The sequence below is a fragment of the Denitratisoma sp. genome (assembly GCA_032027165.1).
Lineage (GTDB): Bacteria > Pseudomonadota > Gammaproteobacteria > Burkholderiales > Rhodocyclaceae > Desulfobacillus.
This window is the reverse complement of sequence record JAVSMO010000001.1, coordinates 2185678-2198164: the sequence shown is the minus strand read 5'-3', so window position 1 is coordinate 2198164 and position 12487 is coordinate 2185678. Positions and strand designations below refer to the sequence as shown.

Sequence of the window (12487 nt, the reverse complement as noted above, 5' to 3'; positions counted from 1 at the left end):
AATGGCCCGACAGGACGTCGCCGAGATCCGCGCGCTGATCGCGCGCCACAAGCGCTGGGACGTGATCTTCGGCCTGATTGGAATTGTCTGCCTGGCGATCGGCCTGCTGACCTTCGCGACGCTGTTCGTCGACATGCTGCTCGATGGCTACACGCGCCTCAAGCCGGAATTCTTCACGGAGTTTCCCTCGCGCCGTGCCGGACAGGCCGGCATCCTCTCGGCCTGGGTCGGCACCATCATGGTGATGCTCGTGACCGCCGCCGTGGCCGTGCCGCTGGGGGTCGCCGCCGGCATCTACCTGGAGGAATACGCGCCGAGCAACTGGATGACCCACGTCATCGAGATCAACATCAGCAATCTGGCCGGCGTGCCGTCGATCGTCTATGGCCTGCTGGCGCTGGGCCTGTTCGTGTATCAGTTCGGCCTCGGCCAGTCGGTAGCGACGGCGGGTCTCACGCTGGCGCTGTTGATCCTGCCGGTGGTGATCGTCGCCACGCGCGAGGCGATCCGCGCCATTCCCGGCGCCATCCGCGAGGCGGCCTACGCCCTCGGCGCCACCAAGTGGCAGGTGGTGCAGGGCCACATCCTGCCCTATTCGACCGGCGGCATCCTTACCGGCGTCATCATCGGCATGGCGCGCGCCATCGGCGAGACGGCGCCCATCATCACCGTCGGCGCGCTGACCTTCATCGCCTTCCTGCCGCCGTCGCCGGTGAAGGCCGAGGCGCCCTTCGTTTCCTTTGAATGGCTGATGTCCCCCTTCACGGTGATGCCGATCCAGATATTCAACTGGACCTCGCGTCCGGACCCGGCCTTCCAGGCCAACGCCGCGGCGGCCGGCTTCATCCTCGTATTCATGACCCTGGCGATGAACGGCCTGGCCATCTGGCTGCGCTACCGCATCCGCCGCAACATCAAGTGGTAATCCGACATGGCTGAACCGAAGCCCACTCTCGATTCGTTGCCGCTCAAGGCGCACGCCGCCGGCCTGAACTTCCATTACGGCGATTTCCATGCCCTGAAGAAGATCGACATGCCGATCTACGACAAGCGCGTCACCGCGCTGATCGGCCCCTCCGGCTGCGGCAAGTCGACCTTTCTGCGCTGCTTCAACCGCATGCACGACCTCTATCCGGGCAACCGCTACGAGGGCGAGATCCGCCTGCATCCGGACAACGTGAACCTGCTCGACAAGTCGGTCGACCCGATCGAGGTGCGCATGCGCCTGTCGATGGTGTTCCAGAAGCCGAACCCCTTCCCCAAGACCATCTTCGAGAATGTCGCCTACGGACTGCGCGTGCGCGGCATCAACAGGCGCGCCGTCCTCGAGGAACGGGTCGAGGAGGCGCTGCGCGGTGCGGCGCTGTGGAACGAGGCGAAGGACCGCCTGCACGAGCAGGCCTTCAACCTCTCCGGCGGTCAGCAACAGCGCCTCTGCATCGCCCGCGCACTCGCCACCGAGCCGGAGATCCTGCTCTTCGACGAGCCGACCTCGGCGCTCGACCCGATCGCCACGGCGAGCATCGAGGAGCTGATCGCCGAGCTCAAGCAGAAGGTGACCATCCTCATCGTCACCCACAACATGCAGCAGGCGGCGCGAGTCTCCGACTTCACCGCCTACATGTACCTTGGCGAGTTGATCGAGTTCGGCTGGACGGACGACATCTTCATCAAGCCGCAGAACCCGCAGACCGAGGCCTACATCACCGGCCGTTTCGGCTGAGTCGATCCATCCAGGAGCCACCATGCCACACAGCGAACACCTTTCGAAGCAATACGATTCCGACCTGGAAGACATCCGCTCGCGCGTGTTGCAGATGGGCGGCCTGGTCGAATCGCAGATCCTCGCCGCCATAGAATGCTTCGGTACCGGCAACTACGACCTGATCGCGCAGGTGACCGATACCGACCGCCGCGTGAACAGCTACGAGATCGAGATCGACGACGCCTGCTCGCACGTCATCGCCCGCCGCCAGCCGGCGGCGAGCGACCTGCGCCTGATCATGGCGGTGAGCAAGATCGTCACCGACCTCGAGCGCACCGGCGACGAGGCGGAGAAGATCGCCCGCATGGCCAAGCAGATCTACGACCGCGGCCGCCTGCAGATCCCGCGCTCGGCCGACGTGCGGCATGCCGGCCAGCTGGCGGTGGCCATGCTGCGCCGCGTGCTCGACGCCATGGCACGGCTGGATGCCGTCGAGGCCGAGCACATCATCGCCGAGGATGCCACCATCGACGACGAGTTCCGCGGCATCGTGCGTCAGCTCGTTACCTTTGTCATGGAGGATCCGCGCACCATTTCGACGGTGCTCGACATCGTCTGGATCGCCAAGGCCATCGAGCGCATCGGCGACCACGCCAAGAACATCGCCGAGCAGGTCATCTACATCGTGCACGGCACCGACGTGCGCCATACTGCCCGCGAGGATCATGTCGAGCCCGACGGGGGGCCGCAATAGGCATGGCGACCCGCGTGCTTGTCGTCGAGGACGATCCCGCCATCCAGGAGCTGATCCGCTTCACGCTGGAGAAGGCCGGCATGAAGGCGGCCGTCGCGGCAAGCGCGGAGGAAGCGCTGGCTGCGCTGAAGGCGGCGCTGCCGGACGCCGTGCTGATCGACTGGATGCTGCCGAGGATGTCCGGCCTGGCGCTGGCGCGCCAGCTGCGCGAATCCGCCCGCACCGAGAAGCTGCCGCTGATCATGGTCACTGCGCGCGGCGAGGAGTCGGACCGAGTCGCCGGCCTCGAGCAGGGCGCCGACGATTATCTCGTCAAGCCCTTCAGCCCGCGCGAGCTGCTGGCGCGCATCCAGGCGGTGCTGCGCCGGCGCGCGCCGCATGCCGCCGAAACCACGCTGGTCTTCGGCCCGCTGCACCTCGATCCCATCTCCTACGAAGTCAGGCTCGACGGCCGCCCGGTCGAGCTGGCGCCGACCGAGTTCAAGCTGCTGCGTTTCTTCATGGCCCACCCGGGGCGCGTTTTCAGCCGGCCGCAGGTGCTCGATCAGGTCTGGGGCGACCATGTCTTCATCGAGGAGCGTACGGTGGATGTGCACATCCGCCGCCTGCGCCAGGCGCTGGGCCCGCAGGGCGAACAGCTGATCGAGACGGTGCGCGGCGCCGGTTACAAGCTCTCCCTGCCGCGGTCGGGCTGAACCGCCGCGATGCCTTCGGTCTGGATTTCCCTGCTGATCCGGCTTGCCGCGGCGGTCCTGGCCGGACTGGTCGCGGGGGCCATCTTCGGCGCCGTCGCCGGCGCGCTGGTCGTGTGCGGCATCCTGCTGCTGATGCTGCTGGCGCATACCGCCCATCTCGCCCGCCTGCAGCGCTGGCTGAAGGCGCCCGAGCAGCGCGACATCCCCGACGCCTGGGGCGCCTGGGGCAATGTCTTCGTCGACCTCTACCGCATGCTGCGGCGCGAGCGCAAGGCGCGCGCGCGCATCGAGGGCGACCTCGAGGTGTTCAGCCAGGCGGCGGAGGCTTCGCCGGACGGCCTTGTCTTCCTCGACGCCGAGGACCACATCGTCTGGTGCAACCGCGTCGCCGAGCAGCACCTCGGCCTGCGCGGCGAGCGCGACGTCGGCCTGCTCGTCACCAATCTGATCCGCCTGCCCGGCTTCGCCGAGTTCATCGCCAGCGCCGTGGAGGGCGCATCCCTGCTGTACCGGCCGCCGGAACGGAAAGGCCGCGTCCTCTCGCTCGAGGCAATCCGCTTCGGCCGGGACCGCAAGCTGCTGATCAGCTTCGACGTGACGCAGATCGAGCGGGCGGAGACGGTGCGCCGCGATTTCGTCGCCAACGTGTCGCACGAATTGCGCACGCCGCTGACGGTCATCTCCGGCTTCATCGAGCACCTGGTCGAGGATCCGCCGATCAATCCGCGCGAACTGAAGCACCGGCTGTCGATCATGGACGAGCAGGCGGGCCGCATGCTGCGCCTGGTCGAGGACCTGCTTACCCTGTCCCGCATCGAGGAGGAGGCGCAGCTGCCGCGCGAGGAGGAATTCGACGTGCGCGACCTGATCTACGACGTCTCCGCCGAGGGACGCCGGCTCTCCGGCGGGCGCCATTCCATTACCTGCGAGGTGGTGCCGGCCTTCCTCAAGGGCAGCCGCGAGGAGCTGCGCAGCGCCTTCTCCAACCTCGTCACCAATGCGGTGCGCTACACGCCCGAGGGAGGCCGCATCCTGCTGCGCTGGGAAATGCGCGACGGCAAGGGCGTCTTCAGCGTCGAGGACAGCGGCATCGGCATCCCCGAGGAGCATATCCCGCGCCTGACCGAACGCTTCTACCGTGTCGACCGCGGCCGCTCGCGCGAGTCGGGCGGCACCGGGCTGGGGCTGTCCATCGTCAAGCACGTCCTGCTGCGCCATCAGGCCAGCCTCGATATCGGCTCCATCCCCGGCGTCGGCAGCACCTTCAGCGCCGTCTTCCCTGCCTGGCGCGTCACGTCGCCGCAAGGCTGACCCGGCCGTCGGCCGCACCCACCCTTGCACCCCCGTCGCGAAGCGGGCGGTTCAGGGCGCGCCCGATCGCCATTTCCGCCTGTGCCGCCAGTCGGCGCCGCTCGGCACCGCGGCCGTCGAGCGGCGGCAGGACGTCGAGGCGGACTTCCAGGCAGGGCAGGGCGGCGATCCGGCACAGGGATTGCAGCAGCGTGGTGTCGCCGCAATAGGCCGCCGCAGCAGTGGCCTGCCCGCGTTCGTCGAGATAGCGCAGGGCCAGCGGCTGCACGAGGCAGTCGGCATCGATGGCGCCCTGCAGGAGGGCGGCGTGGAAGGGCAGCAACCCGCTGCCGTCGGTTGTGGTGCCCTCCGGGAAGACCCCCACGCGCCAGCCCTGCCGCAGGCGCAGGGCGACGATCTCGCCGGCCTGTTTTGCCGCACTGCGGCTGCCGCGCGGCATGAACACCGTTTCGGTGCGTTCGCACAGCCAGCCGATCAGCGGCCAGTCGCGCACCTCAGCCTTGCAGACGAAGGCGGCCGGCGCCAGGGCGTTGATGACGTAGATGTCCAGCCAGGAGACGTGGTTCGCCACCAGCAGGGCGGGCGAGGCCGGCATCGCCGCATCGATGCTCAGGCGCACGCCGAGCATGCCGAGCAGCTGGCGCGACCAGCGCTGTTTCAGCTTGAGCCGCGCCGGGCGGCCGATCGCGGGGTAGACCAGCGCCGCGGTAGCCAGCCCGTAGCCCAGGTGCAGGCCGACGCGGGCAAGTCGCAAGGCAACCCTCATGCGGCCTTCCGCTCGAGGAAGTGCCGCGCGTAGCGCTGGTCGACGCGCGCCATCGGCATCATGACCAGCAGGTCTGCGGTGTTGAAATCGGGGTCCCAGGCCGGCTCGCCGCCTATCCAGGCGCCGGCGCGCAGGTAGCCCTTGATGAGCGGCGGCAGCTCGGCCGGCTGGCCGTCGAAGAGCTGCTCGACCGGCAGCGGGTGGCGCGGAAAGACGCGGTATTCGATCGGCGCCATGTGCTCGCCGAGACGCCGGTAGAGATTGGCCGCCGCATGGCCGCCGTCGGCCATGCCGATGCTGGCGCAGCCGATGAGGTGGCGGTAGTTGCCCTGCGCCATGTAGCGGGCAAGGCCGGACCAGAGCAGGGCGATGGTGCCGCCGGTGCGGTAGTCCGGGTCGATGCAGGAGCGGCCGATCTCGACCATGCCCTCGCGCAGCAGTTGCAGGCGGGTGAGGTCGAATTCGTTCTCGGAGTAGTAGCCGCCGACCCGCTTGGCCGCCTGCGGCGACAGGATGCGGTAGGTACCGACGATGCGTCCCGCCGCTTCGTCGCGCACGACAAGGTGCTCGCAGAAGGGATCGTAGAGGTCGTGGTCGACGCCGGGTTCGCGGCAGTTGAGCCGGGCGCCGAGCTCCTCGGCGAAGATGCGGTAGCGCAGCTTCTGCGCCTCGCGGACTTCCGAGTCGCATTGAGCCAGCCCGACGTGCAGTCGCGGCCGGCGCGCGTGTGCGGATTGTTCCACCTTGTGCAGCATGTCTCGTCTCCGGTTTGTTGAATGCAGGCCCACTCTAGGGGGCGCCTGTTGCGGCGGCGTGAAGGCGAGGTGACGCGGCGGTTACGAAAGTCAGTTCCTGGGGGACGGCGCGGCGCTTGCCAGGGGGCTGGCCGCGCCGGTTTCCAGGTACAGCTGGGCGACGTCGTCCATCATCTGCATGATGCGCTCGCTGGTGCTGGCCACGTCGCGCGCCAGCGCGCGCTCGGCGGGGCGCGCCAAAGCATTGTCGAGGAACAGCCACTGCATGCGGGTCAGCGCGATGCGCTCGCCGATGGCGTGCGTGTTGGCGGGGGCCACGGCCAGCTCGCCGAGCGCCATGGAGAACTCGGTGCGTGCCTGCCGCATGTCGACCTGCAGGCCCTGCGAGCGGTCGCCCAGCTGGGCCTGCATGTAGAGGCGGGCCATGCGCTGCGCCAGCATGTTCTGTCGGATCGACAGGTCGACCAGGCGGCCGGCCGGCGTGCCGAGCTCGTTCTCGATGTCGAAAGCGAGCTTGCCGGCGGCGATCATCAGCGCATCGGCCAGGTCGTTGATGCGGGTGCCGCCGCCGCTACGCAACTCGCCGCGCATTTCCTGCCAGAGCATGCGGCAGCGCGCCAGGCTGCGCGCGATGCGTGGCGTGGCAGGCAGGACCGCGAGCGCATCGAGGGCGCGGTCGGCCTCGGCGATGCCGGCGACGAGGCGGCTGCGCGCCGACTCGGCGTTCACGTCGAGGCGGATCTGGTGGTGCAGCTTGGCCAGGCGCTGGGACTGCGTGCGCAACGTCCCGGCTGGCAGGATGTCGCGCGTTTGCAGCGGTTCCGGCCTGGGTGGCGCCGCCGCGGCGGGCGGCAGCGCCAGGCAGAGCGAAGCGAGAATCAGCAGGGCGACGGGTTTTCTCATGGTGCGGAGCGGATCGTTGAGCGGGCGCCATTAGATCAGGCGGGGATTACGGGCGCGTGACGGCCCTAGGCGGCGCTGCCGTCGGGGCGTCGCCGCTCGACGAACAGCGCGCTGCCTGGCAGCTTCTTGGCCTGCTTCTTCGCCTCCGCTGCTGCGGTGGAGATCTCATGGTGGCTGTGGTAGCTGCCCGGCTCGACCGTCACCGCGCCGATCGACAGGCTGGGCAGGGCATGCAGCATCTGCTGGCCGCGCCGGTCCTCGGTGAGGATGCCGCCGCGCGCCAGGTCCTCGGCGGAATACAGGTGGCAGCTGTGGTCCTCGAAATGGCCGATGACGCGCTCGCAGCGCGCCTGCCAGTCGGCGCTCTGGAACAGCACGAGGAAATCGTCGCCGCCAATGTGGCCGACGAAATCCAGCGTGCCGTCGCAATGGAGCAGCAGCGTCTCGGCCAGGATGCGGATCAGGTCGTCGCCGTGGCGGTAGCCGTAGACGTCGTTGAAGGGCTTGAAACGGTCGAGGTCGCAATAGGCGGCGGCGAAGCGCACGCCGCCCTCCAGCAGGCGGGCGATATGCTCGTCGATGGGAACGTTGCCGGGCAGCTGGGTCAGCGGATTGGCGTAGCGCGCCGCGCGGATCTGCATTTCCGTGATCAGCGCCATCAGGTCGTGGCTGTAGCCGATGCCGATGTAGCGGCCGTCCTCGGTGACGATGAAGCCGTCGGCCATGTGGTGGCGGGCCGATCGGCTGAGCAGCCGCCCCAGCTCCTGCACGCTGATGGCGTGGTCGACGATCAGCGGCGAGGTGTCCATGAACTGGCTGCAGGCGCGGCGCCCGTACAGTTCGCGCCGGTAGGGGCGCGCGAAGCGGTCGATCAGGCTGTGGCGGTTGATCAGGCCGACCGGGATGCCGTCCTTCACCACCGGCACGGCGTGCTCGTCGGACTGACTTTCGAGGCGCTGGAAGACGGCGTCGTTGAGGGTTTCCGGCGAGACCGGCTCGACATGGCGCAGCACGGTGCGCGCGGTGGCGTGCGCGCGCGGCGGCTGCATGCCGGGGAAGATGCTGATGTGGCGCCCGCCCAGCGCCTGCACCACCTCCGCGCCGGGAACGGCGGCGGGCGCCGCGTGCGGATGCGCGATGAAATAGCCCTGGCCGTAGGCGATGCCGAGGTCGCGCAGCATGGTGAACTCGGCCGCCGTCTCGATGCCCTCGGCGATGATGTTGGCGGCGCAGGCCTCGGCGAGGCCGTGGATCGAGCGCACCATCTGGAACTTCAGGGCATTCTCGTCGATGCCGCTGATGAAGTGGCGGTCGATCTTGATGTACTGCGGGTGCAGTTCTGTCCACAGGCGCAGGTTGGAGAAGCCCTCGCCGAGGTCGTCGATGGCGATTTCGTAGCCGAGTCCGCGATAGTGGTCGAGCAGCCGGCGCACGCCGGCGAAATCGTTGATTTTCTGGTTCTCGGTGATCTCGATGACGATGCTGGAGGGTGCCAGGCCGAGGCTGCGCAGCAGGTGCAGGGTTTCGCCGTCCAGCAGTACCGGGTCGGCCAGGCACTGCGGGCTGACGTTGAGGAACAGCTTGCCGGTCAGCCCGGCGGCGGCGAAGGCGCGCAGCGACTGTTCGCGGCAGGCACGCTCCAGTTCGAGCGTCAGGCCGAACCGGGCCGCGGCCTCGAACAGGGCGGGCGGCGCTTCGAGGGAAGAGCCCGCCGGTCCGCGGATCAGCGCCTCGAAGCCGAGATAGCCGCGCGTATGGAATCCCAGGATGGGCTGGAAGACCGTGCGCAGCAGGCCGTCGGCGACGATGCGGTCGAGTTCTTCCGCCTGCACCGGACCGATGGCGACGTGCTGCCGCGCAGGCAGGGGCGGCAGCACCAGGGTGGCTTTTCCCGAGGTCATTGTGCGGCGGCGGCCAGACCCGCGCGCGGCGCATCCTGCGCGACCGCTTCGCGCGCCCCCCCGGTGCCGCGCCAGCGTGCGACGGCGGCCAGCGCCGCGGCCGGCCGCTCGACGGCGACGGCCGGCTCGCGTTCGTAGACGCCGCCGCCTTCTGCGTCGATCCACAGGACATCGCCTTCGCGCAGGCTGCGGCCGCCGAGCGCGACGCTGCGGGCAGCGGCGTCGATGGCGAGTCCGGCGCAGCCGACCAGGCAGGGCTTGCCCATCTGGCGCGCCACCACGGCGGCGTGGGCGGTGCGGCTGCCGCGCACCGTCAGCAGGCCGGCGCAGGCGGCGAGTCCGGCGATGTCGGCGGTGAGCGTGTCCTCGCGCACGAGCAGCGCGGGGCGGCCCTCGGCGGCGAAGCGCTGCGCGGCGTCGGCATCCAGGGCGATGGGGCCGCCGGCGAGGCCGATGCCGGCCGATACGCCGCGTCCCAGTGCGGCCTGCTCTTCGCCCGGCGCCAGGCGCCTGCGCTCGAGCCGCTCCAGGTCGATGCCTTCGAGGCGGGCGAGCGCCTCGTCGGGTGCGATGAGGCCCTCCTTCTCCTGGTCGACGGCGATGGCCAGCGCCGCCCACGGCGTGCGCTTGGCGCTGCGCGTCTGCAGCAGGAACAGTTCGCCGTCCTGCACGGTGAACTCGAATTCCTGGGCGTCGCGGAACTCGGCCTCGAGACTGCCGCGCAACGATTCCAGCCGTGCCCACACCTCGGGCAGGAGCGCCTGCAGGCGCGGCGCATCGTTCGCCATGACGCGGCCGGAGACGACGTCCTCGCCCTGGCTGTTGAAGAGGAAGTCGGCGTAGAGCCGGTTGCCCCCGTATGCGGGGTTGCGCGTGAACGCCACGCCGGCGCCGGAGGTGCCGCCGGCGTTGCCGAACACCATGCGCTGCACCGTCACCGCCGTGCCGAGGTTGTCCGGCAGGCCGTTGAGGCGGCGGTAGGCGGTGGCGCGTTCGCCGTTCCAGGAGGCGAACACCGCCGCGATGGCGGCCTCGAGCTGCTCCATCGGGTCCTGCGGGAAAGGCTGGCCGGTGGCGTCGCGGTGGATTGCCAGGAATTCCCGCGTCAGCCCGGCGAGCTGGCGGAAGTCCAGTTCGCGTGCGTCGTCGACGCCGGCCTCGCGCACGGCCGCGTCGAGCACGTCGCGGAACGGCGCGGCGTCGGCGCCGTGCACCACCTCGGCGAACTGCTGCACCAGGCGGCGGTAGGAATCCCAGGCCAGGCGCGGGTTGCCGGTCAGGCGCATGAGGCCGTGCAGCGTGGCGTCGCACAGGCCGATGTTGAGCAGCGTGTCCATCATGCCCGGCATCGATACCGGCGCACCGGAGCGCACCGACACCAGCAAGGGCTTGCGCACGCCGCCGAAGGCCAGGCGCGAGGCGGTTTCCAGCCGCCGCAGCATCTCGACCAGCAGGTCGTGCAGCGCCGTACGCGATTTGGCCGGGTGCTTGAGGAAATCGCGGCAGAGGGCGGTGCCCAGCACGAAGGCTTCCGGCACCTTCAGGCCGATGTGCGCCATGCGCGCCAGGTTGAGGGCCTTGAAGCCCATGTTGTCCGCGCTGCCGGCGTCGCGCGCGCCGGGCAGGCCGATCTCGAAGACCTGCTTGTCGGTGTATTTCATGCGTGGTTTCCTGTCATTCTGCGACGGCGTCGGCGAGCACGTGGTCGCGCAGGCGCAGGCCGGCGTGCATCAGGGCGTCGGCCGCCGCTTCCAGATTGCGCGCGCATTCGGCGAAGGCATACAGGCGGCGGTAGTCCGCCGCACCGCGGGCGAGGGATATCTTGACCGAGCGCTGGGCGCCGTCGCTCTGTCGTTCGACCAGCATGATGCGGTGGATGGCCTCGAGGAAATCCTGCATGTCCTCGCGCGGGCCGCCGCGCCGCAGCGTGCGTACGGTTTCCAGCGAGCGCAGGTATTCCTGCGAGCCGTCGACGAGCAGGCGCGCCAGGGCATTCAGCGGCCCGTACAGGTCGCTGTCGCCGCCGTCGTGCGGCAGCAGGGTCAGGTGGAAGGCGGCTTCCTCGAGCTCGTCCACGACGTCATCGGCGCTTTCGATCAGGCTGCGGTAGAAATCGCTGCGGCCGGACTGGCTGGCCGTGCCGCGGGCGCGATTGACCAGTTCGTCGGCCTGGTGCTCCCAGGCCTTGGCCCGTTCGGCGTTGCGCGCGAAGCGGGCGGGCGCCGCCTCGCCGCGCGCCTCGATCAGGCAGTCGCGCACCCCCGAGGCGATCTCGATGGCGAAGGCGGCCTGCTCGGCGGCGAGGTCGACCAGGCTCTGCTGCGTGCTGTGGAAGTAGTTCGCCAGCTCGGCGCGCACCTCGTCCTGGATCAGGCCTTCCGGCCGGCCGGCGAGCAGGCCCTCGGCGCAGACGCGGAAGACGAAGCGCATGTATTCCGCCGCCTGCTCGCGGCCGAGCACGTTGTCGAGGCGCGCGCCCAGCGGCAACGGCGCCCGCGCCGTGAAGGCGAGCGCGTCGACGACCATCTGCTCGCCGCCGGCGCGCAGGAAGGCCATGTGGCCGTGGTTGTGGTCCGCCGCCCATTTCAGCAGGGCCAGGGATTCCTTTTTCGGCAGCAGCTGGCGCAGGCGCTTGCGCGCGCGGTTCCAGTCGATGAGGAACACCAGGCGCGAGCCGAGGAAGGCGAGGTAGTCTTCCAGCTCCTTGGCCTTGCGCGCCGCGAAGGTGCCGACGCAGAGGTGATAGACGCCGTCCTCCATTTCGTGGTCGGCGCGCGAACGGGTGTCTTCCCATCCGACGCGCCAGCCCTCGAACAGGCTCTGGAAGAAGAGCAGGCGCTGCATGTGCACGTCGGTGTAGGTGAGCTGCGCGCGCAGGCCTTCGACGTGCAGGACGATGACGTGGGCGTCGGTGGTGCCGATGTCGTTCTGCAGCACCAGGGTGTCGGCGGAGCGGGTCGCCGTGGTGCCGAGGCCGGGATGGTCGAACTTGAGCGGCAGCGACTGGTTCACGCCGCGCATGAAGGCGGCGATGAGGGCGCGGTCCTCGCCGCCGATGTCGTAGGCCTGGGCGCCGTCGATCACTTCGGTGGCCACCTTGGCCTGGAGGGCATTGAGGGCCTTGTGCATGTCCATCACCAGCAGGTGCAGGCTGTCGGCGCGCTTGCGCTCGCCCGAGGTCATGGCGGCGATCTGCTCGCCGGAAATCGTGTCGTCCGCCTTGCACCAGGGCCGCGCGGCGAGCAGCTTCAGGCGCGCGGCGAAGCCGCCCCATTCCGGACTGCCGGCCGCCTGGATCGGCTCCAGCATGCGCTGCAGGTCCTGGTATAGCGCCGTGCACACGGCCTGCACGCGCGGCATGCGGTAGAGGCCGTCTTCGCCGCGGCGGCTGGCGGCGACGATGCCGTCGAAGGATTCCTCCTCGATGCCGGCGGCCTGCCGCTCGATGCGCAGGTCGGCCGGGTCGGCGTCGGGGCTGTCGGCGCGCAGTTGCGCCGCCTGCAGCAGGGTGAAGAAGTACTTGGCGCGGTCGTTCGCCGCCAGGGCGGCATTGAGCAGGACCGGCAGCAGCAGCGGACCTTCGCCAAGCGCGTCGATGATGTGGGCTTTTTCCATGGGGATCGTCCTGGGAACGGCGGGATTCTCCCCGGCCCAGGTTACGGGACGATGAAGCGGACGCACCATCCGTCACGCAGCG

The 12487-nt window shown here is 69.5% G+C and carries 11 protein-coding genes; 5 read left to right on the top strand and 6 right to left on the bottom strand.

What is annotated here, in order from left to right:
* Window position 1 precedes the first annotated feature (1 nt).
* The 5 genes from pstA to phoR are packed head-to-tail and all read left to right on the top strand — an operon-like array spanning window position 2 to window position 4465.
* Window positions 2-925, top strand: coding sequence for a phosphate ABC transporter permease PstA (gene pstA, locus ROZ00_10750; protein ID MDT3736695.1), 924 nt, complete (start codon window positions 2-4; stop codon window positions 923-925).
* Between the two features lie 6 nt (window positions 926-931).
* Window positions 932-1723, top strand: coding sequence for a phosphate ABC transporter ATP-binding protein PstB (gene pstB, locus ROZ00_10745; GenBank protein MDT3736694.1), 792 nt, complete (start codon window positions 932-934; stop codon window positions 1721-1723).
* 22 nt (window positions 1724-1745) lie between these two features.
* Window positions 1746-2459 (top strand): phosphate signaling complex protein PhoU, encoded by a 714-nt coding sequence (gene phoU / locus ROZ00_10740; protein ID MDT3736693.1) that lies wholly within the window; start codon window positions 1746-1748, stop codon window positions 2457-2459.
* 2 nt (window positions 2460-2461) lie between these two features.
* On the top strand, window positions 2462-3154 hold the full coding sequence (phoB, locus tag ROZ00_10735; GenBank protein ID MDT3736692.1) for a phosphate regulon transcriptional regulator PhoB: 693 nt from the start codon (window positions 2462-2464) through the stop codon (window positions 3152-3154).
* 9 nt (window positions 3155-3163) lie between these two features.
* Entirely contained in the window at window positions 3164-4465 is a 1302-nt protein-coding gene (gene phoR / locus ROZ00_10730; GenBank protein MDT3736691.1) for a phosphate regulon sensor histidine kinase PhoR, read from the top strand.
* On the opposite strand, the gene ROZ00_10725 is transcribed toward phoR, so the two are convergent.
* The 6 genes from ROZ00_10725 to ROZ00_10700 all read right to left on the bottom strand — a co-directional run bounded on the left by ROZ00_10725 (window position 4446) and on the right by ROZ00_10700 (window position 12405).
* Complete coding sequence (locus ROZ00_10725) at window positions 4446-5231, bottom strand: lysophospholipid acyltransferase family protein (protein MDT3736690.1); 786 nt, start codon at window positions 5229-5231, stop codon at window positions 4446-4448. The two genes, phoR and ROZ00_10725, sit on opposite strands and share 20 nt — an antisense overlap.
* Window positions 5228-5986 carry a GNAT family N-acyltransferase gene (locus ROZ00_10720; protein MDT3736689.1) on the bottom strand — a complete coding sequence of 253 codons (759 nt, stop codon included), beginning with the start codon at window positions 5984-5986 and terminating at the stop codon, window positions 5228-5230. The genes ROZ00_10725 and ROZ00_10720 overlap by 4 nt, the downstream gene beginning before the upstream one ends.
* Window positions 5987-6076: 90 nt before the next feature.
* Complete coding sequence (locus ROZ00_10715; protein MDT3736688.1) at window positions 6077-6889, bottom strand: hypothetical protein; 813 nt, start codon at window positions 6887-6889, stop codon at window positions 6077-6079.
* A gap of 65 nt (window positions 6890-6954) precedes the next feature.
* Window positions 6955-8790, bottom strand: coding sequence for a GGDEF domain-containing protein (locus ROZ00_10710; GenBank protein ID MDT3736687.1), 1836 nt, complete (start codon window positions 8788-8790; stop codon window positions 6955-6957).
* Entirely contained in the window at window positions 8787-10451 is a 1665-nt protein-coding gene (locus ROZ00_10705; protein ID MDT3736686.1) for a PEP/pyruvate-binding domain-containing protein, read from the bottom strand. Before ROZ00_10705 ends, ROZ00_10710 begins: the two co-directional genes overlap by 4 nt.
* Before the next feature lie 13 nt (window positions 10452-10464).
* A complete protein-coding gene (locus ROZ00_10700; GenBank protein ID MDT3736685.1) occupies window positions 10465-12405 on the bottom strand; it encodes a hypothetical protein in 1941 nt (646 codons plus the stop codon).
* Between the last annotated feature and the right edge of the window lie 82 nt (window positions 12406-12487).